The 18,433-nt window shown below is 75.1% G+C and carries 18 protein-coding genes; 11 read left to right on the plus strand and 7 right to left on the minus strand.

Translation table 11 applies throughout. The features are described from left to right. Positions 1-6: 6 nt before the first annotated feature. Entirely contained in the window at positions 7-1,377 is a 1,371-nt protein-coding gene (locus ACWIYF_RS27150) for an FAD-binding oxidoreductase (RefSeq protein WP_448625937.1), read from the minus strand. 123 nt (positions 1,378-1,500) lie between these two features. On the opposite strand from ACWIYF_RS27150, the gene ACWIYF_RS27155 reads away from it, so the two are divergent. The 6 genes from ACWIYF_RS27155 (at position 1,501) to ACWIYF_RS27180 (ending at position 6,594) form a co-directional block, all read left to right on the plus strand. After that, a complete protein-coding gene (locus tag ACWIYF_RS27155) occupies positions 1,501-1,932 on the plus strand; it encodes an SRPBCC family protein (protein WP_448625938.1) in 432 nt (143 codons plus the stop codon). 59 nt (positions 1,933-1,991) lie between these two features. Continuing rightward, complete coding sequence (locus tag ACWIYF_RS27160; RefSeq protein ID WP_448625939.1) at positions 1,992-3,047, plus strand: helix-turn-helix transcriptional regulator; 1,056 nt, start codon at positions 1,992-1,994, stop codon at positions 3,045-3,047. Between the two features lie 38 nt (positions 3,048-3,085). Continuing rightward, on the plus strand, positions 3,086-4,015 hold the full coding sequence (locus tag ACWIYF_RS27165; protein ID WP_448625940.1) for an acetamidase/formamidase family protein: 930 nt from the start codon (positions 3,086-3,088) through the stop codon (positions 4,013-4,015). Between the two features lie 41 nt (positions 4,016-4,056). Next, the gene (locus ACWIYF_RS27170) at positions 4,057-4,440 is read left to right on the plus strand and encodes a VOC family protein (RefSeq protein WP_448625941.1); all 384 of its coding nucleotides are present in this window, start codon (positions 4,057-4,059) and stop codon (positions 4,438-4,440) included. A gap of 72 nt (positions 4,441-4,512) precedes the next feature. After that, positions 4,513-4,938 (plus strand): PaaI family thioesterase, encoded by a 426-nt coding sequence (locus ACWIYF_RS27175; protein WP_448625942.1) that lies wholly within the window; start codon positions 4,513-4,515, stop codon positions 4,936-4,938. 69 nt (positions 4,939-5,007) lie between these two features. After that, positions 5,008-6,594, plus strand: a complete 1,587-nt coding sequence (locus ACWIYF_RS27180; RefSeq protein WP_448625943.1) for a 4-coumarate--CoA ligase family protein — start codon at positions 5,008-5,010, stop codon at positions 6,592-6,594. A 44-nt stretch (positions 6,595-6,638) separates the two neighbouring features. Here the strand turns inward: ACWIYF_RS27180 and ACWIYF_RS27185 are convergent, their stop codons facing one another. Next, positions 6,639-7,346: a hemerythrin domain-containing protein gene (locus ACWIYF_RS27185; protein ID WP_448625944.1), complete on the minus strand. Its 708-nt coding sequence runs from the start codon at positions 7,344-7,346 to the stop codon at positions 6,639-6,641. A 69-nt stretch (positions 7,347-7,415) separates the two neighbouring features. Here ACWIYF_RS27185 and ACWIYF_RS27190 point away from each other — a divergent pair, with 69 nt between their 5' ends. After that, the gene (locus ACWIYF_RS27190) at positions 7,416-8,588 is read left to right on the plus strand and encodes a BTAD domain-containing putative transcriptional regulator (protein ID WP_448625945.1); all 1,173 of its coding nucleotides are present in this window, start codon (positions 7,416-7,418) and stop codon (positions 8,586-8,588) included. Between the two features lie 214 nt (positions 8,589-8,802). Beyond that, entirely contained in the window at positions 8,803-10,740 is a 1,938-nt protein-coding gene (locus tag ACWIYF_RS27195) for a hypothetical protein (RefSeq protein ID WP_448625946.1), read from the plus strand. 29 nt (positions 10,741-10,769) lie between these two features. Here the strand turns inward: ACWIYF_RS27195 and ACWIYF_RS27200 are convergent, their stop codons facing one another. After that, on the minus strand, positions 10,770-11,465 hold the full coding sequence (locus tag ACWIYF_RS27200) for a hemerythrin domain-containing protein (protein WP_448625947.1): 696 nt from the start codon (positions 11,463-11,465) through the stop codon (positions 10,770-10,772). A 41-nt stretch (positions 11,466-11,506) separates the two neighbouring features. After that, entirely contained in the window at positions 11,507-12,529 is a 1,023-nt protein-coding gene (locus tag ACWIYF_RS27205; protein WP_448625948.1) for a nitronate monooxygenase, read from the minus strand. A gap of 23 nt (positions 12,530-12,552) precedes the next feature. Here ACWIYF_RS27205 and ACWIYF_RS27210 point away from each other — a divergent pair, with 23 nt between their 5' ends. Beyond that, complete coding sequence (locus tag ACWIYF_RS27210; protein WP_448625949.1) at positions 12,553-13,545, plus strand: NAD(P)H-quinone oxidoreductase; 993 nt, start codon at positions 12,553-12,555, stop codon at positions 13,543-13,545. Positions 13,546-13,601: 56 nt separating this feature from the next. Here ACWIYF_RS27210 and ACWIYF_RS27215 read toward each other — a convergent pair whose 3' ends face one another. Together ACWIYF_RS27215 and ACWIYF_RS27220 are read right to left on the minus strand one after the other, a co-directional pair. Beyond that, entirely contained in the window at positions 13,602-14,132 is a 531-nt protein-coding gene (locus ACWIYF_RS27215; RefSeq protein WP_448625950.1) for a COG4315 family predicted lipoprotein, read from the minus strand. An 83-nt stretch (positions 14,133-14,215) separates the two neighbouring features. Then, positions 14,216-15,433, minus strand: coding sequence for a cysteine desulfurase-like protein (locus tag ACWIYF_RS27220; RefSeq protein ID WP_448625951.1), 1,218 nt, complete (start codon positions 15,431-15,433; stop codon positions 14,216-14,218). 111 nt (positions 15,434-15,544) lie between these two features. Here ACWIYF_RS27220 and ACWIYF_RS27225 point away from each other — a divergent pair, with 111 nt between their 5' ends. Together ACWIYF_RS27225 and ACWIYF_RS27230 are read left to right on the plus strand one after the other, a co-directional pair. Beyond that, a complete protein-coding gene (locus ACWIYF_RS27225) occupies positions 15,545-16,105 on the plus strand; it encodes a bacterial proteasome activator family protein (RefSeq protein ID WP_448625952.1) in 561 nt (186 codons plus the stop codon). A gap of 130 nt (positions 16,106-16,235) precedes the next feature. Next, complete coding sequence (locus tag ACWIYF_RS27230) at positions 16,236-16,514, plus strand: hypothetical protein (protein WP_448625953.1); 279 nt, start codon at positions 16,236-16,238, stop codon at positions 16,512-16,514. Positions 16,515-16,810: 296 nt separating this feature from the next. On the opposite strand, the gene ACWIYF_RS27235 is transcribed toward ACWIYF_RS27230, so the two are convergent. Further along, on the minus strand, positions 16,811-18,403 hold the full coding sequence (locus ACWIYF_RS27235) for a methyl-accepting chemotaxis protein (protein WP_448625954.1): 1,593 nt from the start codon (positions 18,401-18,403) through the stop codon (positions 16,811-16,813). Positions 18,404-18,433 lie beyond the last annotated feature (30 nt).

Consider the following 18,433-nt stretch of genomic DNA (forward strand, 5'->3'; position numbering starts at 1 on the left):
CCGCGGTCAGGCCACCCGGGGCGGGATGTTCTGGTTGTGCCGGAAGACGTTGTCCGGGTCCATCCGCGCCTTCAGCGCGGTGAGCCGCCGCCACGTGGCCGCCGGATACGCCTCGCGCATCCGGTCCTGCCCCTCGTCCTCCAGGTGGTTGACGTAGGTGCCGGCCGCCAGCCGGCGGGTGGATGCCCAGGTCCGCCGCGCCCACGCGGTCTCCGGTGCCGGATCCGCGTCGGCGTCCCACGCGCCCAGGATCAGCGACATCGAGGCGGCCTGGCGGTGGGCGAAGGCCGTCGCGTCGCCGGCCCGGTCGGCCACCGCGCCCCCGAGCCGGCGCAGCAGCACGTGCGACTGCGGGTGCCCGCGGCCGGCGGCCGCCTCGGCCAGCGCCTCGATCGCCGGGTCGTCGAGCTCGTCCAGGAAGTCGCTCTTCACGTAGCCGCGCATGCCCCACGGCGCGCTGGCGTCGACCGACTGCTGCAGCGCCGTGTAGGGCAGCACGCCGAGCAGGTCCACGACCGGCCGGCCGAGCGCGGTCCGCAGCGGCGCCAGCGCGCGCTCGCCGTCGGCCGGATCGCCGATCCAGGCCGTGGAGAGCCCGGCCAGCTGGTGCCCCACCAGCTCCGGCGGCACGAACGGTGCCGGGGGCGCGGTCACCAGGGCGGTGACCAGCGACAGCTCGCGGGGGGCGGTGGCGCCCAGCTCCCGGAACAGCCGCAGCACGTCCGCCGTCCGGTCGCCGGGGAAGAACACCGGGCCGCCGTACACGGGGCCGACCGGGTGCAGCCGGAAGGTGAAGGCGGTGACGACGCCGAAGTTGCCGCCGCCCCCGCGCAGCCCCCACATCAGCTCCGGGTCGCTCGCATCGTCGACCGACCGGATCTCCCCGTCAGCGGTGACCAGCTCGACGGCGAGCAGGTTGTCGCAGGCCAGCCCGTGCAGCCGGCTCAGCCAGCCGATGCCGCCGCCGAGGGTCAGCCCGGCGACGCCGGTGTGCGAGACCTCCCCGCCCGGGGTGGCCAGCCCGTGCGCCTGGGCGGCGGCGTCGAACCCGGCCCAGGTGACCCCGGGGCCTACGACGGCGGTCCGCGCGACGGGGTCGACGGTCACCGCCGTCATCGGGGACAGGTCGACGACCAGGCCCCCGTCGCAGACCGACCATCCGGGGATGCTGTGCCCGCCGGCGCGGACGGCGACCACCAGGTCGTGCCGGCGGGCGAAGGCCAGGGCGGCGACGACGTCGGCGGCGCTGGTGCAGCGGGCGATGAAGGCCGGCCGCCGGTCGATCCCGCCGTTCCAGAGCCGGCGGGCCTCGTCGTAGCCGGCCGAGTCCGGGGTGAGCAGCGTCCCGGTGAACGCCGGCGCGGTGGCGGTGGACATGTCGGTCTCCTCGGGCAGCGGGAGCGGTTCGGTCGGGGCCGACCGTGCGCCTCGGGGGGACGAGCGGCCATCCCTCGTTCCAGGGATCTCCCCCGCCGGCCGCGCAGCGGCGACACTGCGCTCATGCGGGCGGAGATCACGGTGGACATCGACGCGCCACCGGAGGTGGTGTGGGCGGTGCTCACGGACGTGGAGTCCTGGCCGGAGTGGACGCGGTCGGTCACCTCGGTGCGCCGGCTGGGCACGGAACCGCTGAAGGTCGGGTCACGGGTGCGCCTCCGGCAGCCGAGGATCGGCACCACCGTGTGGACCGTCTCCGACCTGGTCGACGGCGAGCGGTTCACCTGGACGGCCACGAACCCGGGCGTGCGCACCCGCGCCGACCACTCCGTCGCCGCGCGGCCCGGAGGGTCGGCGGTCACCCTGTCCGTCGACCAGCAGGGCCTGCTCGGCGGGTTGGTGGGACGGCTCTACGGCGGCCTCACGCGTCGCTACCTGCAGATGGAGGCCGCCGGCCTCAAGCAGCGGGCCGAGGAGTCCGCACCGCGGATCTGAGACCGCCATCCCTGGTCCGGGGGATTCCGCCGGAAGGTGCCGCGGCGGAGACTTCGGCCATGGACCGCCGGCGCCGGGTGCTGGCCGAGGTGGAGCGGATCTGCCGGAGTGAGGCGGACCCGACGGGCCTGCAGCGCGCGGTGGCCCGGGCGCTCTCCGCCGCGCTGCCGTTCGACCGCTGGTGCGCGATGAGCTTCGACCCGGTCACCGCGCTGCCCACCGGCGGTTTCCACGCCGAGGGCCTGCCGATGCCCGTGCTGCCGCGGCTGCTCGAGCTCGAGTTCGGGCCGGAGGCCGACGTCGGCCGGCTCCGCGACGTGGCCCGCGCCGAGCGGCCGGTGGCCGTCCTGTCGGAGCTGACCGGGCCCGATCCGCTGCGCAGCCCCCGGTTCCGCGACGTCCTGCAGCCCTCCGGCCTGCCGCACGAGGCCCGGCTGGTGCACCGGGACGGCCGGACGCCCTGGGGCGCCATGATCCTGCTCCGCGGCGGCGACGTCCCCGACTTCACCCCCGGCGAGGCCGACCTGCTCGCCGCGCTCGGGCCCCGCATCGCCGCGGCCCTGCGGGCCGCGCAACTGCGGGAGGCGGTGGCGACGGCGGGAGCGGACGACGCACCGGGGGTGGTGCTCCTGGCGTTGACCGAGCGCACCGTCGGCATCGAGTCCGGAACGCCGTCCGCCCGGCGCTGGCTGGCCGAGATCGACGACAGCGCGCTCGACGGCGTGCCGGTCGTCGTCGCCTCGCTGGCCCGCAGCGCCCTGGCCCGGCAGCGCGTGGCCCGCTGCCGGCTGCGGTCGCGCACCGGGCGCTGGCTCACCCTGCACGCCGAGCGGATGTCCGACGCGACGGTGAGCCTGGTCGTGGAGCCGTCCCGGCCGGCCGACGTGGCGGCCCTGCTCAGCGACGCCTACCGGCTGACCGCCCGCGAGGCCGAGGTGGTCGCGCTCACCGTCCGCGGGCACAGCAACGCCGAGATCGCCCGGCTGCTGTGGCTCTCGCCGTGGACGGTCGCCGACCACCTCAAGAGCGTGTTCGAGAAGACGGGCGTCCGCAGCCGCGGTGAGCTGACCAGCCGGTTGTTCTTCGACCACTACCTGCCGCGGTCCGGCGGATAGCTTCCGGCGCCGGAATCCGGTCCGCGCAGGATGGGGCCATGAACGCCGTCCCCCTGCTCGAGCCGGACGCCCGCACGCTGCACGGCTGGTTCGACCGGGACCTCCCGCCGGTGCTCACCGTCGACCCGGGGACGACGGTCCGCTTCGCCACCCTGGACTCCGGCTGGTCGGCGGGGCCGTACACCGGCGGGGAGCGGCAGCGGGTGCCCGAGCACACCGCGGGCGCCGGCCACGCGCTGACCGGGCCGGTCGAGGTCCGCGGCGCCCGGGCCGGCGACGTGCTCGCCGTCCGCGTCGACGACGTCGTCCCCGGACCGTGGGGCACCACCTTCGCCGGGGCCCGCGCCACGGCCTGGAACGTCCGGCTGGGCGTCGAGCAGCCCGCCGTCGTCCCCTGGCAGATCGACGTCGCCGCCGGCACGGCCTCCAGCTCCGTGGGCACCGTCGCGCTGCGGCCGTTCCTCGGCGTGATGGGGATGCCGCCGGCGGAGCCTGGCAGGCACTCGACGATCCCGCCGTACTGGCACGGCGGGAACCTCGACTGCCGCGAGCTGGTCGCCGGCGCCACGCTCTACCTGCCCGTCCCGGTGGACGGCGCGCTGTTCTCGGTCGGCGACGGGCACGCCGCGCAGGGGGACGGCGAGGTCAGCGGGACGGCGATCGAGTGCCCGATGGTGCGCGCCGACCTGACCCTCGACGTCCGGCCCGACCTGTTCGGCCGGCCGCTGACCACCCCGGTCGCCGACACCCCGGCCGGCTGGGTGGCGATGGGCCTCGGCGACGACCTGGACGAGGCGGCGGCCGACGCGCTGGACGCGATGCTCGGCCTGATCGGGGCGCTGCACGGGCTCGCCCGCTCCGACGCGATGGCGCTGGCCAGCGTCGTGGTCGACCTGCGGGTCACCCAGGTCGCCAACCAGGTGTTCGGCGTGCACGCCGTCCTCCCGCGGAACGCCGTCCGGGCATAGCGTCGCCGCCGTCGTGTCGTCCGACGACAGGAGGTGGCGAGATGAGCGGCCGGGTCGTGCACTTCGAGATCCCCTTCGACGACGGGGACCGTGCACGCAGCTTCTACAAGGAGGCGTTCGACTGGCAGCTGCAGGAGATGCCGGGCATGGACTACACGCTGGTCATGTCCGGACCGAGCGGGGACCAGGGACCGACCGAGCCGGGCTTCATCAACGGCGGCATGCTGTCGCGGTCGATGAGCGCCGCGCCCGGGCCGGTGATCGTCGTCGACGTGGAGAGCATCGACGTCGCCCTGGAACGGGTGGGTGAGCTCGGTGGGTCGACCGTCGTGGGGAAGACGCCGGTCGGCGACATGGGCTTCACCGCCTACGTCACAGATCCCGAGGGCAACGTGATCGGGCTCTGGGAGACCGCCTCGGCCTGAAGGACGGGCTTTCTGTACCGAAAGCCCCCGGGCTTTCGGTACAGAAAGCGCGGCGGCGTTAGGTTGCCCGGCATGGCCGCCACCGGGTTCCACACCGTCGAGCAGCTCAACGACCTGCTCCCGGGCACGCTGCCCGGGCTGCTCGGCCTCGTCTTCACCGCGCACGAGCCGGGCCGCATCGAGGCCTACGTCGACATCCGCCCCGAGATCCTGGCACCCAACGGCTACCTGCACGCCGCCACCGTGGTCGGGCTGGCCGACACCGCCTGCGGTCTGGGCACCCGCGCCCTGCTGCCGGAGGGCTCGACCGGCTTCACCACGATCGAGCTCAAGACCAACTACCTGGGGACGGCGCGCGAGGGCCGGATCGGCGTCGTCGCCACCAACGCGCACGCCGGGCGGACGACGCAGGTGTGGGACGCGACCGTCCGCGCCGAGGCCACGGGGAAGACGATCGCGCTCTTCCGCTGCACCCAGTCGGTCCTCTGGCCGAAGTGACCCGGCGGTAACCGCGGGCCGCCGCGATGTGAGACTGGCGCCACAGTCATCAACGAGGAGGACACCCCCGTGGCGCTGGCCAGCCCCTTTCCCGACGTCGACATCCCCGACCTGTCGGTCCCCGCATTCGTCCTGGCCGCGGGCCGCGAGCGGCCGGAGGCCCCGGCGCTGATCGACGGCCTCAAGGGCGACGTCATCACGCACGGCCAGCTGGCCGGCTACGTCGACCGGCTGGCCGCCGCCCTGCACGAGCGCGGCCTGCGCAAGGGGGACGTCGTCGCCGTCTTCTGCCCGAACACCATCTGGTACCCGGTCGTCTTCCACGGCATCGCCGCGGCCGGCTGCGTGATGAGCCCGATCAACTCGCTCTACACGCCCGAGGAGATCGCCTTCCAGCTGCGCGACTCCGGCGCGAAGATCATCATCACCATCTCGCTGTTCCTGGACCGGGTGACCGCCGCGGTCGAGAAGACGCCGGTCGACGAGATCGTCGTGATGGACGGCGCCGAGGGCCATGCCTCGCTGGTCGACCTCCTCAGCAGCCAGGCGCCCACGCCGCAGGTCGACATCGACCCGGCGAACGACCTCGTCACGCTGCCCTACTCGAGCGGCACGACCGGCCTGCCGAAGGGCGTCATGCTGACCCACCGCAACCTGGTGGCCAACGTGTCGCAGTGCCGGCCGCTGATCCAGCTGGCCGCGGACGAGCGGATCATCGCCGTCCTGCCGTTCTTCCACATCTACGGCCTGACCGTGCTGATGAACCAGGGCCTGGCGTGGGGCGGCGCCGTCGTCACGCTGCCGCGGTTCGACCTCGAGGACTTCCTCCGCACCATCCAGGACCACAAGATCACCCGTGCGTTCGTGGCGCCGCCCATCGTGCTGGCCCTGGCCAAGCACCCGGTGGTGGACCAGTACGACCTCTCCTCGCTGACCTCGATCATGTCCGGCGCCGCGCCGCTGGACGCCGACCTGGCGCTGGCGGCGGAGAAGCGGCTGCGCAGGGGCGCCGACACCGGCGTCACGGTCGCGCAGGGCTACGGCATGACCGAGCTGTCTCCCGTCTCGCACACGACACCGGACCCCGGCCAGCTGCCGGCCGGCGTGACCGAGGTGCCCAAGGGTTCGGTCGGGTTCGCGATCCCGAACACCGAGTGCCGGCTGATCGACCCCGAGACCGGCAGCGACGCCGCCGAGGGCGAGCGCGGCGAGCTGTGGGTCCGCGGACCGCAGGTGATGAAGGGTTACCTGAACAACCCGTCGGCCACCGCCGACACCCTGGACGCCGACGGCTGGCTGCACACCGGCGACGTCGCGGTCGTCGACGAGCACGGCTGCTACACCGTCGTCGACCGGGTCAAGGAGCTGATCAAGTACAAGGGCTACCAGGTGGCCCCGGCCGAGCTCGAGGCCGTGCTGCTCTCCTCGCCGGACATCGCCGACGCCGCGGTCATCGGCGTCAAGGACGAGCAGACCGGCGAGGAGCTGCCGAAGGCGTTCATCGTCCGCGCCCCCGGCTCGACGATCGACGAGCAGGCGGTCATGGAGTACGCCGGCAGCCGGCTCGCGCCGCACAAGAAGATCCGTGCGGTCGATTTCATCGAGGCCGTGCCGAAGTCCGCGGCCGGCAAGATCCTCCGCAAGGAACTGAGGTAGGTCGGAGGGGATTCGTGCGCGTCACGCGCACGGATCCCCTCCGCTCACGCGCCGAGGACGGCGTCGCGGGCCCGGGCGTAGCGCCGCTGCCCGACCCGCAGCAGCAGGCGGGCACGCGGGTCGGCCTCGGCCAGCACGGCCGACAGCTCCGCCGGGTGGCACTGGTCGGCCAGCCACGGCACGAGGAACCGCAGCCGCGCGGTCGGGGTGCCCGCCCGCAGCCGCGTCCGGCAGCGGTCGAGCTCGGTCCGCGTCACGTGCTGCCGGAGCTGCCCGAACACCCGTGCCTCCTCCTCGGCGAGGTGCTCCTCGACCAGGTCGGCGAGCCGGCCGAGCACCGGGGCCAGGTGCGGCGCCCCGGAGCTGGGGCAGCGGGCGAAGATCCGCAGCGCCGACCACGCCCCGGTCAGCAGCTCCGCGAACTCGGCGTGCTGCGCGGCCAGCGGAGCGAGGTCGGCCCACCCGTCCGGGGACTGCACGGCCAGCGGCCACAGGGCGGCGTCCTCCCGCTCGACGTGCGCGCGGACCTCGGTCAGCACCGCCCCGGCGAACGCGACGATCCCGCGCTGCCGGTCGGCGTCGCAGGCGTCGTCGCGGGCGATGCCGTCGACCGCGTCGGCCAGCAGGCGGGTGCCCGAGCGCAGCGCGCGGTGCGCCAGGGTGAACCCGGTGAGGTCGACGGCGGTGCGGGCAGTGGCGGTGCGGGGAGTCGCGGCGTCCGTCACGGCGGCGGGAGGAACGATCGTCGTCATGGCGCACACGGTGGCGGGGAGCGCTGGGGAGCTACTTGCGCGCCACTAGGACGTAGGCTGCCGCCCGCTATGACGGTCGCATTCGGGGTGCTGGGCGGCGTGTGGGCCACCCGGGACGGCGCCCCGGTCGACCTCGGCGGCCACCGGCAGCGCTCGGTGATCGCGCGGCTGCTGGTCTCCCGCGGCGCCGTCGTCCCCGCCGATCTGCTGGTGGCCGACCTCTGGCACGCCGAGACCCCGCCCCGCGCGCAGGCCGCCCTGCAGGCGCACGTCAGCCACCTGCGCCGCGCGCTCGAACCCGACCGGCCCCCGCGCACGCCGGCCCGGCTGCTGCTCACCGTGCCCCCGGGCTACGCGCTGCGCCCCGACGACGACGCCGTCGACGCGCTGCGTGCGGCCCGGCTGCTCGCCGACGGCGACCGGCTCGCGGACGACGACCCCGCCGCCGCCCGCGACCGCTACGCCGCCGCGCTGGAGCTGTGGCGCGGTCCGGCATACGCCGAGTACGCCGACGAGCCGTGGTGCGCGCCCGAGGCCGCCCGCCTCGACGAGCTGCGGCTGACCGCGGTGGAACGGTGGGCCGCCGCGGCGCTGGCCGCCCCCGGCCGCGCCGACCCGCTGGCCCGGCTGCGGGCGCACGTGGCCGAGCACCCGCTGCGCGAGGAGGGCTGGCGGCTGCTCGCCCTGGGTCTCTACCGCGCCGGGCGGCAGGCCGACGCCCTGGCCGCGCTGCGGGAGGTCCGCGCGCGGCTGGCCGACGAGCTCGGGGTGGACCCGGGCCCGGCGCTGCGCGCGCTGGAGGACGACGTCCTGGCCCAGGCGCCGCACCTCATGCACCCCGGCTCCCCACCCGTTGCCACCCGCGCTGGTGCTCTGAGTGCAGGGCGCACTCAGAGCACAAGGACGCCGGACGACGTGCCACGGCCGGCGCTGGTCGGCCGGGACGCCGAGCTGACCGAGCTCCGCGACGCCGCGACACGGGCGGCGGCGGGACGGCCGGCGGTCGCCGTCGTCACCGGCGAGGCCGGCAGCGGCAAGTCGGCGCTGGTCGAGGCGCTCGCCGCCGAGCTGGGCGCCACGGGCTGGACGACGTGCCTGGCCCGCTGCCCCGAGACCCGAGGGCGCGCCGAGCGGCTGGCCGTGGACCGAGGCGCTGGGCCGGCTGGCCCGCGCGCACCCGCCGGCCGACCGGGCGCGGCTGGCGCCGCTGCTCGAGGACGCCCCCGCCGACGAGGCCGGTGACGCGCTGGCGTCGCGGTTCCGGCTGCACCGCGCGGTCGCCGAATGGCTCGGCGGTCTCGCGGCGCAGGCGCCGCTGCTCGTCGTCCTCGACGACCTGCACCGCGCCGACCAGGAGACGGCGTCCCTGCTGCTGGACCTGGTCGCGGCGCTGCCCGACGTCGCCCTGCTGGTCGTCGTCGCCACCCGGCCCGAGCCGCTGGCCGAGCTGGACGCGGTGCTCGCCGCGCTGGCCCGCCGCTCGCCGGTGCGGCTCACGCTCGCCGGCCTGGACGACGAGGCGGTCGGCCGGCTGGTCGACGACGTGTCGGCCACGCCGGTCGACGACGCAGTCCGCGCCGCCATCGCCGAGCGCACCGGCGGCAACCCGTTCCTCGTGCGCGAGCTGGCCCGGCTGGTCTCCACGGGCGCCGACGTCGGCGCGGTGCCGGGCGGGGTGCGCGACGTCGTCCGGTCCCGGCTCGCCGCGCTGCCCGCGCAGACCGGCAGCCTGCTGCGGCTGGCCGCCGTCTGCGGCCGGGACGTCGACGTCGACGTCCTGCTCGCCGCCGCGCAGATGGACCGCGACGACGACGAGGCGGTCGTCGACGCACTGGAGTCCGCGCTGGTCAGCGGGCTGCTGGTGGAGCCCGGACCCGGCCGGCTGCGGTTCGTGCACGCGCTGGTGCGCGACACGCTCTACGAGGACCTCTCGTCGCTGCGCGCCACCCGGCTGCACGGGCGGGTCGCAAAGGCGCTGGAGCGGCTGCGCCCGCAGGACGTCACCGCGCTGGCCCACCACTCGGAGGCGGCCGGCCCGTCGCACGCCGCGGCCACCGCGCGCTGGGCCGCCGCCGCCGCGGAGCTGGCCGAGCGGCGGTTCTCCCACCGCGATGCGCTGCACTGGTGGCAGCGGGCGGCGGCGGCCTGCGCGCTGGCCCACCCCGACGACGAGGCCGGCCGGCTGCGCCTGGTGGCCCGCGCCGCGCGGGCGGCGACGCTCGCCGGCGACATGCCCACCGGCCGCGAGCTGCGCAACGGCGCCCTGCCGGCCGCGACCGCGCTGGACGATCCGCTGGTCGCCGCCGAGGTGCTGCTCTCCTGCGACGTCCCGACCCTGTGGGCACCGCGCCAGACGCCGGCCGAGCCGGCCCTGGTGACGGCGATCGAGCGGACCGTCGCGGCGCTGCCCGACCGGCCGGACCTGCGCTCCCGGCTGCTCGGCGTGCTCGCCGTGGAGACCGCCGGCGCGGTCCACCCGCGGGGGTACGAGGCGAGCCTGGAGGCGGTGCAACTGGCCCGCAGCACCGGGGATCCGATCGTGCTGGCCTCGGCCCTCAACGCCCGCTACATCAACACCTACCGGCACGGCGGGCTGGCCGAGCGCGGCGAGCTGGGCCGGGAGCTGCTGGAGCTGGCGCAGCGCGAGCAGCTGGGCCTGTTCGAGGCGACCGCCCGGCTGGTGCTCGTGCAGTACAGCTGCGGCGTCCTCGATCTCGAGGCCGCCGACGAGCACGCGACCGAGGCCGAGCGGCTGGCGCTGGTCCACGGGCTGCCGCTGCTGCACGCGATCGCGACCTGGTACCGCGGCCTGCGGGCATCGATCGCCGGCGACTACGCCGCGGCCGAGGCGGCGTACGGCGCGGCGGTCGCGAGCGTCGGCTCGACGGGGTTCTGGGCGCGGCAGGCACAGGCGCTGTGGTGGGTGTCGGTCTTCTGCCTGCGCCTGACCGCCGGGCGCTACGACGACCTCATCGCGCAGTCGCGGGACCTGCTCGACGTCGCCCCCGACGAGCTCGCCGAGCTGCTCGCGGTGGCGCTGATGGTCGACGGGCAGACCGAGGAGGCGCGCCGGTTCGCCGCGGTGAAGCCCTCGGTCGGGCGGGACTACTTCACGCCGGTCCTGCTGGGGCTGCGGGCGGTCCTCGGGCTGGGCCTCCGGGACGACGCGCGGGTCGAGGAGGCCTACGCCGGCCTGCTGCCGCACGCGGACACCGTCTGCGGCGCGTGGACGGCGACGATCTCGCTGGGCCCGACGGCGACGCTGCTGGCGCGGCTGGCCGCCTACCGCGGGGACGCCGCGGCGGCGGCAGCCCACCAGCGCACCGCCCTCGAGGTGGCCGAGCGGACCGGCAACCCCGACTGGATCGCCGCCGCCCGCCACGCCCTCGACTGAGGAGGGGCCAAAGTGGCCACTTTGGCCCGTCAGAGGCCGAGGACGAGGGCGCGGCGGCGCTGCCAGCGGCCCTCGCCGAGCCTGAGCAGCAGCTTCAGCGGCGCCGGGGCGTCGGCGAGCGCGGCCGACCGCTCCTCGGGCGTGCACCGGGAGATCACCCACGGCAGCACGAAGAGCAGGTGCTTCGGGCTCGAGCCCTTCTGGAACCGCTTCTCGCAGGCGGCGAAGTCCGCGGCCGAGACGTGCTCGCGGATCACCGGGAAGACCTCGGCCTCCTCCTCGACGATGTGCTCGTCGAGGAGGTCGGCCAGCTCGGTCAGCACCGCGCCGAGCGGCGCGGCTGCCGAGACGTCGGCGGCGAACGCGGCCAGCGCCTCCTCGGCCCGGGCGAGGACGGCCTGCAGCTCGGCGTGGTCGTCGGTGAGCGGCTCGAGGTCGACGGCGGCGCCGGCCGAGGCGGCGATCACCGGCCACAGGACGTCGTCCTCGCGGCTGTGGTGGGAGTGGATCTCGTGCAGCACCTCGGTGGCGAAGCGGACGTAGGCGTCGCCGCGGACGGCGGAACACGGGGCACCCCGGCCGATGGAGACGGCGGCGTCGGCCAGGTCGCGGGTGCCGGAGCGCAGCGCGCGGTGGATGAGCGTGAAGCCGGTCAGGTCGGCCTCGGGCTCGCCGGGACGGCGCGGGGTGACGGGGAACGGCAGGGCGGGCAGCTGAGTGGTCATGCCGGCACGGTGCGGCCGGCCACTTGCGAACGACTTGCCGGTCACAGCGCGCCCGCCAGCTCGGTCACGACGTCGGCGGCCGGACCGGAGCGGGCCAGCCGGAACCCGGTGCCCGCCCACAGGTGCAGCCGGTCGGCGTCGCCGGCCTTGGCGGCCGCGGTGCGCAGCGGGCGGGTCAGGTGGTGGATCTCCGGATAGCCGATCGGCGCGGTGCCGGAGTGCCGCTCGAGGAAGCCGTTGACCAGGCCGCGGGCCGGGCGGCCAGTGAACGCCCGGGTGAGCGCGGTGCGGGTGAACCGCGGGTCGGCCAGGGCGTCGCGGTGGGTGCCGGATGCGCCGCTCTCGTCGGTGCGCAGCAGCGCCGTTCCCACGAGGACGGCGACTGCCCCGGCGGCGACGGCGTCGCGCACCTGCGCCGCGGTGGCCAGCCCGCCCGCGCCGAGCAGCGGCAGCGGCGTGACCGCCCGGACCCGGGCCAGCAGCTCGGGCAGCGGAACCGCGGACGGCGTCCGCGCGGGGTCGTGCACGCCGCTGTGCGCCCCGGCGTCCGCGCACTGCACGACCAGCCCGTCCGCGCCCGCCTCCTCGGCGGCGCGGGCCTCGTCGTCGGCGGTCACGGTCACGAGCACCCGGGAGCCGGCCCGCCGGAGGGCGGCGACCACGTCGGCCGGCGGGACGCCGAAGGTGAAGCTGACCACCGGCACCGGATCGGCCAGCAGCAGGTCGATCTTCGCCGTCCACGCGTCGTCGTCCCACCGCGGCTCGGCGGCGGCGAGGTCCAGGCCGTACGGTTCCCCCTCCGGGGCGAGCTCGGCCGCGTACCGGCGGAACTCCTCCTCCGGCATCCGCGCCGGCGAGGGCACGAACACGTTGACCCCGAACGGGACGTCGCGGACCTGGGCGATCTCCGCCGCGACCGCGCCGGGCTCCTTGTAGCCCGCGGCGAGGAAGCCCAGCCCGCCGGCGGCGGCCACCGCCCGCACCAGCGAGGGCCCGGACGGGCCGCCGGCCATGGGCGCGGCGACGACCGGCAACTCGGCACCCAGCAGAGCAGCGGCGTTCATCGAGGCCACCCTAGGGTGCGGGCATGCGCGCGGTGACGATCAGCGAACCCGGCGGTCCGGAGGTGCTCGGCTGGGGCGAGGTCCCCGATCCGGTGTGCGGCCCCGGTGAGGTGGTCATCGACGTCGCGGCCACCGCGGTGAACCGCGCCGACCTGCTCCAGCGGCAGGGCTTCTACCCGCCGCCGCCCGGCGCCAGCGAGATCCTCGGGCTGGAGTGCAGCGGGATCATCAGCGAGGTCGGCGACGGCGTGGACGGCTGGGCGGTCGGCGACGAGGTGTGCGCGCTGCTCTCCGGCGGCGGGTACGCCGAGCGGGTCGCCGTCCCGGCCGGGCAGGTGCTGCCCCGCCCCTCCGGGGTGGAGCTGGCCACGGCCGCCGGCCTGCCCGAGGTGACCTGCACGGTCTGGTCGAACGTGTTCATGCTCGCCGGGCTGCGTCGCAGCGACGCGTTCCTCGTGCACGGCGGCTCCAGCGGCATCGGCACCATGGCCATCCAGCTGGCCGCCCGCGCCGGCGCGCGGGTCTTCACCACGGCCGGCAGCGCCGCCAAGCTCGAGTTCTGCCGCGAGCTCGGCGCCGAGGTGCTCATCGACTACCGCGAGGAGGACTTCGTCGAGCGGGTGCAGGAGGAGACCGACGGCGCCGGCGTCGACGTCGTCCTCGACAACATGGGCGCGAAGTACCTGGCCCGCAACCTCGACGCCCTCGCCATCGGCGGACGGCTGGTCAGCATCGGCATGCAGGGCGGCACCAAGGCCGAGCTGGATCTCGGCAAGCTGATGCGCAAGCGCGGTGCGGTGCACGCGACGACCCTGCGCTCCCGGCCGGCGACCGGTCCCGGCGGCAAGGCCGAGATCGTCGCCGCCGTCCGGCACGACGTCTGGCGCGACGTGGAGCGCGGCGTGGTCCGCCCGATCATCGACCGGCGGCTGCCGATGTCCCGGGCCGCCGAGGCGCACCGCGTGGTCGAGGCCAGCGAGCACATCGGCAAGGTCCTGCTGCTGGCCGGGGAGTGACCGGGCCGGGTCGTGGCCATCCGCGGGGGCCGGTTCGGCCACGACCCGGCGGTCGGTCAGTAGACGGGGCCTCCGGGCGCCGGCGCGGGCGCCGAGGACGACGACGAAGCCCCCTCGTCGGTGATCTTGGTGCCGTCCGGCGCGACGACCCACCAGACGCCCTGCACGCCCTGACCTGTAACGTCGCCGGGCTTGCGGTCCTTCACCCAGGTGTAGAGCGGCAGGCCGTTGAGCGTCACCTGCGTCGTGCCGTCGTCCCGGGTGATCGTGCCGACGGTCCCGGTGACGCCGTCGACCTCCGGCGAGTCGGAGTCGGCGGTCACCGGCGGCCAGTTGGCCAGGCACTGCCCGGAGCACGCGCTGGTCCCGGAGGCCGCGGTGTCCTTGTCGAAGTAGTAGACGGTCATGCCCTCGCCGTCGACGACCACGGTGCCCAGATCGGTGTCCGCCGTCTTCAGCACCGCGTCGGCCGACGCCGCCGACGAGCTGCCCGTAGCGGCGGACGAGGAGTCGGTGGAGTTCGAGCCGCAGGCCGCGAGGACGAGCACGGCAGCGGACGACAGCGCCAGGATCGAGGACCTGCGCACGAACGGGCCCCCTTCCTCGCGGGCGCCGGTCGGTGCCCCTTGCCAGGGAGCACGGCGCTGTGCGGCCGCGCGGTTCAGGGGCGTCAGCGCAGGCGGAGGGCGGCGACCGAGTCGATCACGTAGCCGACCTCCTCGGCGGTGTTGTAGTGCAGCAGCCCGAGCCGCACCGCGCCGCCCTGCTCGTTGACGCCGAGCGCGTCGAACAGCTCGCGGGCGTAGTAGTCGCCGTCCCAGGCGCAGATCCCCCGGCGCGAGAGCTCGGAGGTGACCGCCCGCGGGGACATGCCGGCCACGGTGAACGACAGCGTTGGCGTCGGGTCCTCCGGCCGCCCCAGCACCTGCACGTGCCGCATCGCCCGCAGCGCGTCGTCCAGCCAGCCGAACAGCTGCCCCTCGTAGTCGGCCACCGCCGCCATCGACGCCCGCAGCCGGTCCCGCCGCGACCCGGTTGCCTCGGCGCACAGCCCGGCGAGGTGGTCCACGGCCGCCGGCACCCCGGCGAGCAGCTCGAACGGCGGTGTGCCGGTCTCGAACCGGTCGGGCACGCGGTCGGAGGCCGGCACGAGCTTGTCCGGCCACAGCCGCTCCAGCAGCGCCGGGTCGGCAACGACGGCACCCACGTGCGGCCCGCACCACTTGTAGGCCGAGACGGCGAGGAAGTCCGCGCCCAGCGCCGTCCGGTCGAGCAGGCCGTGCGGGGCGGCGTGGACGGCGTCGACGTAGACCAGCGCCCCGACCGCGTGCGCCCGGTCGGCGATCGCCGCGACGTCCGGGCGGGTGCCGAGAGCGTTGCTCGCGGCCGTGACCGCCACCAGCCGGGTCCGCTCGGTCAGCAGCTGGTCGTACTGCCAGGCGGGCAGCTCCCCGGTCTCGATGTCCACCTCGGCCCAGCGGACCAGGACGCCGGCCTCCGCGGCCAGCTGCAGCCAGGGGCGGATGTTGGCGTCGTGGTCGAGCCGGCTGACCACCAGCTCGTCCCCCGGTCGCCAGGTCCGGGCCAGCGTGCGGGCGAGGCTGTAGGTCAGCGTCGTCATGTTGGCGCCGAGGACGACGCCGGCCGCCGCCCCGCCGGTCAGGTCGGCCACGGCCGAGCGGGCGGCGGAGACGATCGCCTCGGCCCGCCCGGACGCCGGGAAGACCCCGCCCCGGTTCGCGACCGGCATGCGCATGGCGTGGGCCACGGCGCGCGCCACGCTCTCCGGCATCAGGGAGCCGGCCGGGCCGTCGGTGTGCACGAACCCGTCGGCCAGCGCGGGGAACAGGCCGCGGACGCGTGCGACGTCCAGCCGGCCCTCCCCCATGCTGCGCACCCTAGTGCGCCGCGGGTTTATGGTGCCGGGCCGTTCCGTTGCCGGCGTCCCGGCCGCCGACCGCCTCGGTCGGCGGTCAGCGGCACGGGGCAGGATGGGGTCATGACTGCACCGGGAAACGGCAGCGAGCGTCCGCACCAGGTCGTCGTCGTGGGCCCCGACGGTCGGCCGGTCGGCGCGATGCCGATGCCGGCCGCCCCGGCGGGCGACGAGGACGGCCAGGCCGGCGGCATGACGGTCGGCGACATGGTCGAGGAGCCGGCCAAGGTCATGCGGATCGGCACGATGATCAAGCAGCTGCTCGAGGAGGTGCGGGCGGCGCCCCTGGACGACGCCAGCCGCAACCGGCTGCGCGACATCCACGCCGCGTCGATCCGCGAGCTGGAGGAGGGACTCTCCCCCGACCTGCGCGACGAGCTGGAGCGGATCACCCTGCCGTTCAGCGAGGACGCGACGCCGTCCGACGCCGAGCTGCGCATCGCCCAGGCCCAGCTGGTCGGCTGGCTGGAGGGCGTCTTCCACGGCATCCAGACGGCGCTGTTCGCCCAGCAGATGGCCGCTCGCGCGCAGCTCGAGGAGATGCGCCGGCGGGCGCTGCCCGGCGGGTCGCCGCAGGCGCCGCAGCAGCCCGACTTCCGCCCCGGCGGCGGCCAGTACCTGTAGTCGTTCGCCGTGTGTGATCGCTTCACCCGCGCGGGTGAAAGAGCGATCTCGCGTTGCCGCCCCGACCTGGGGTGATCACCGTCGGTTCCGACGGCCGGGAAACCCCGGCCCCGAGGAACCGGAGGCACGTGTGAGCACACCAGGGTCGGCCGCCCCGACGCGCAGCACCCAGAACGGCATGGGCATCGCCGGATTCGTCACGGGCCTGCTCGGCCTGCTGCTCTGCTGGATCCCGCTGCTCGGCGTCATCCTCGGCGCGCTCGGCGTGATCCTCGGCGGGGTCGGCATGAGCCAGGGCCGCAAGCGGGGAGGCCCGACCGGCCTGGCGCTCACCGGCGTCGTCCTGGGCGCGATCGGCGCCGTCATCGCCGTCGTCCTGTGGGTGATCGCCTACAACGCCCTCACCTGACACGAGAACGACGACGGCCCCGGCGCAGCGTCGCGCCGGGGCCGTCGTCGTCCTCGCTAGACGGTGAAGCGGCGGACGGCGTGCGGGTGTTGCTCGGCGTCCAAGGGTGGTTCTCCTGGTCCCAGACGCCTGGTTGCCGGCGTCACACCCCTGGAGTGTCGGCGGACGGGTTCCGGGCTGAAGTCGACCGACACCTTCCGCAGTGACGAAACCGGACCGCGCCCCCGGCAGAAATGGACATCGGCGGGTGACCGGCGCCGTTGCCGGTCACCCGCCGATGCGGGAGCGGAGCCGCGTCAGAAGCGGAAGCCGCCCACGAGTTCCTCGAGGCGGTGCGACACCGTCGCCAGCTCGCCGGCCGCCTCCTGAGCGGCGCCGACGTGCTGGGTCGTCGACTGGGCGACGGCGGCGACCGCGTCGATGTTCTCGGCGATCTGGCCGGTCCCCGTGGCGGCCTCGCCGACGCTGCGGTTCATCTCGTTGGTCGTCGCGGTCTGCTCCTCGACCGCCGAGGCGATGGTCGTCTGGTAGTCGTTGATCTGCGAGATGACCTCGGCGACCTCGGCGATGGCGCCGACCGCGCTGGTGGTGTCGGCCTGGATCGCCTCGACCCGGCGGGCGATGTCCTCGGTGGCCCGCGCGGTCTCCTGCGAGAGCTCCTTGACCTCGTTGGCGACGACCGCGAAGCCCTTGCCGGCGTCACCGGCGCGGGCGGCCTCGATGGTCGCGTTCAGGGCGAGCAGGTTGGTCTGCTCGGCGATCGAGCTGATCACCTTGACGACGTCGCCGATGGTGCGGCTGGACTCGCCGAGGCGCGAGACGGTCTCCGTCGTCGTCCCCACGGCGACGACCGCCTTGCCGGCCACCGTGGCGGCCTCGTTGGCGTTGTGCGCGATCTCGCGGATCGAGGCGCCCATCTGCTCGGACCCCGCCGCCACCGTCTGGACGCTGCGGGACACCTCACCGGCGGCCGCGGCCACGACGCCGGCCTGGGCGGAGGATTCCTCCGCGCCGACCGAGATCTGCTGGCTGAGCGCGCCGACCCGCTCGCTGGCGGTGCTCAGGGCCCGGACCGCCTCGTGGAAGGTCGACATGACCTCGCCGATGGAAGCGAGCGCGGTGTTCGTCGAGGTGGCCATGCGGCCCACCTCGTCCTTGGCCGAGACGTCGAGCCGCTGGGTCAGGTCACCCTTGGCGACGGCGGCGAACACGACCTCGGCCTGCGCGAGCGGCCGGGTGATGCCGCGGGTCAGCTGCCAGGCGATGAGCACGGCCAGGACGGCGGCCGCGGCGCAGAACAGCACCATGGTGAGGAGGAAGCCAGAGGCGACGTCGCGGGCGTCGGCCGACAGCCCCTGGTTCATCGCCTCCTCCATGTCGATGAGCACGTTGATCGTGCGCAGCCACTCGACGAACAGCGGCTTGGCCTGCAGCAGCGCCAGCTGCGCACCGATGAAGTCGCCCGTGGACTGCGCCTGGACGATCCGCTCGATCAGCGGGAGCGTCTGCTGCTCGACGTTCTCGATGTCGGCCAGCGCGGCGCGCTCGTCGGCGTTGGCGTTGGACTCGACGGCGAACAGGTCGTCCATCGGCCCGGCCGAGTCGGTGTACTTCTTGGTGAGCTCCCCGATCAGGTCGACCTGGGTCTGCAGCTCGGCCGGCGAGGTGGACAGCACGACGTCACGGACGGCGATCGACCGGTCGTGCACGCTGCCGCGGAAGTTGATCGCGTAGCGCTGCTTGACCGCGTTCAGGTCGTTGATGGTCGTGAGGTGGTCGTTGATCGTGTCCACGCGGGTCACGCCGATGGCGGTGAGCCCGACCATGCTCAGGACGACGATCAGGAAGCCGAGGGCGAGCCGCCGGCTGATCGACAGGTTCTTCAACATCGTTGTCTCCGTGGACCGATGAGGGTGGTG

Source organism: Geodermatophilus sp. URMC 64, from assembly GCF_053502555.1.

Bases quoted from the DNA above. Each gene is read 5' to 3' on its own strand.
- ACWIYF_RS27150 (WP_448625937.1), bottom strand. From the start codon at position 1,377: ATGTCCACCGCCACCGCGCCGGCGTTCACCGGGACGCTGCTCACCCCG.
- ACWIYF_RS27175 (WP_448625942.1), top strand. From the start codon at position 4,513: ATGGCCGCCACCGGGTTCCACACCGTCGAGCAGCTCAACGACCTGCTC.
- ACWIYF_RS27210 (WP_448625949.1), top strand. From the start codon at position 12,553: ATGCGCGCGGTGACGATCAGCGAACCCGGCGGTCCGGAGGTGCTCGGC.
- ACWIYF_RS27185 (WP_448625944.1), bottom strand. From the start codon at position 7,346: ATGACGACGATCGTTCCTCCCGCCGCCGTGACGGACGCCGCGACTCCC.
- ACWIYF_RS27160 (WP_448625939.1), top strand. From the start codon at position 1,992: ATGGACCGCCGGCGCCGGGTGCTGGCCGAGGTGGAGCGGATCTGCCGG.
- ACWIYF_RS27155 (WP_448625938.1), top strand. From the start codon at position 1,501: ATGCGGGCGGAGATCACGGTGGACATCGACGCGCCACCGGAGGTGGTG.
- ACWIYF_RS27220 (WP_448625951.1), bottom strand. From the start codon at position 15,433: ATGGGGGAGGGCCGGCTGGACGTCGCACGCGTCCGCGGCCTGTTCCCC.
- ACWIYF_RS27190 (WP_448625945.1), top strand. From the start codon at position 7,416: ATGACGGTCGCATTCGGGGTGCTGGGCGGCGTGTGGGCCACCCGGGAC.
- ACWIYF_RS27235 (WP_448625954.1), bottom strand. From the start codon at position 18,403: ATGTTGAAGAACCTGTCGATCAGCCGGCGGCTCGCCCTCGGCTTCCTG.
- ACWIYF_RS27200 (WP_448625947.1), bottom strand. From the start codon at position 11,465: ATGACCACTCAGCTGCCCGCCCTGCCGTTCCCCGTCACCCCGCGCCGT.
- ACWIYF_RS27205 (WP_448625948.1), bottom strand. From the start codon at position 12,529: ATGAACGCCGCTGCTCTGCTGGGTGCCGAGTTGCCGGTCGTCGCCGCG.
- ACWIYF_RS27165 (WP_448625940.1), top strand. From the start codon at position 3,086: ATGAACGCCGTCCCCCTGCTCGAGCCGGACGCCCGCACGCTGCACGGC.
- ACWIYF_RS27225 (WP_448625952.1), top strand. From the start codon at position 15,545: ATGACTGCACCGGGAAACGGCAGCGAGCGTCCGCACCAGGTCGTCGTC.
- ACWIYF_RS27170 (WP_448625941.1), top strand. From the start codon at position 4,057: ATGAGCGGCCGGGTCGTGCACTTCGAGATCCCCTTCGACGACGGGGAC.